General features: G+C 33.9%; 2 protein-coding genes. Both read left to right on the top strand.

Annotated elements, in window-relative coordinates; all coding sequences use genetic code 11:
- A partial coding sequence (locus JX287_RS01960; protein WP_204641546.1) for a C39 family peptidase occupies nt 1-770 on the top strand: 770 nt, incomplete at its 5' end.
- A gap of 138 nt (nt 771-908) precedes the next feature.
- On the top strand, nt 909-1,089 hold a 181-nt coding region (locus JX287_RS01955), incomplete at its 3' end, for a hypothetical protein (protein WP_204641545.1).

The raw sequence follows: 1,089 nt of genomic DNA, 5'->3' as shown, positions 1-1,089 counted from the left end.
TCCAAAACGGTAAGAAATTAACAGGATATGGAAAAGATAACGCCGGAACACATTACTTTGTAAATGGGAAATATGCAGACTGGTGGTATGACGATGGAACAGATTGGTTCTTCTTCCAAAACGGTAAGAAATTAACAGGATATGGAAAAGATAATGATGGAACTCATTACTTTGTAAATGGAAAGTATGCAAATGGACTGCATAACGGAAAATATTATCTAAATGGACAAGTGAGTACTAACGCCTCAGCTTTAAACATGCCTCAATATTATCAATGGGATAAACGTTGGGGTAATAGAAGATATGGAGCATCTAATCTTACAATGGCAGGATGTGTACCCACATCATTAGCCATGGTGTTTAATGGATTAGGACAACAAGTACTTCCACCAGCAGTAGCTGATACTATTTCTAGTGGAGGTGGATTAAATACTAATGGTGTTGGTACAAGTGCGAAGGGAGCAGCCTATGCTATAAACAAACATGGATATAACTATAGAGTACTTAAAACTAAAGAACAGTTAATAAGCGCATTACAGAATGGTGAACCAGTGTTGGCAACGGTAAAACAAGGATACTTTGTAAGAAGTGCATATGCTACACACGCCATTGTATTATCAGGATATGATAATGGGAAAGTAAAAGCTATGGATCCGTATAATACGAATGCAACTGGAAAATGGTACAATATAAATGAAATTTGGAACCAAAGAAGTGATGCAGATAGTGATACAATGCTAGGCGGATCATTTACTGCTATAGGAAAATAAAACTATTAAAATTATATTTGATTTCAGAAAGTCTTTATTTTTTATAAAATGTTAAGACTATACTTGAGTAGCTTATTAATCTATTGTAAAAATTAATAGTGAAACTTTTAATAATGAGAGCAAGAGGGAAATTGTATTATGACGAATAATAAAATAAAATTAGGATTAAGTTTACTAGCAGTATTAGCTACACCAATCGCGGTGAATGCTGTAGTAAGTCATGATGTTAATGCAGAGTATAAAGAATCTATATTCTATAACAATAACAAACCAGCGAACTGGTGGTATAGTGATGGGGAAGATTGGTATTTTTTCCAAA

This window comes from Gemella haemolysans (genome assembly GCF_901873445.1).
GTDB classification, from domain to species: Bacteria; Bacillota; Bacilli; order Staphylococcales; family Gemellaceae; genus Gemella; species Gemella haemolysans_C.
This window is presented reverse-complemented; position numbering and strand designations above follow the sequence as displayed.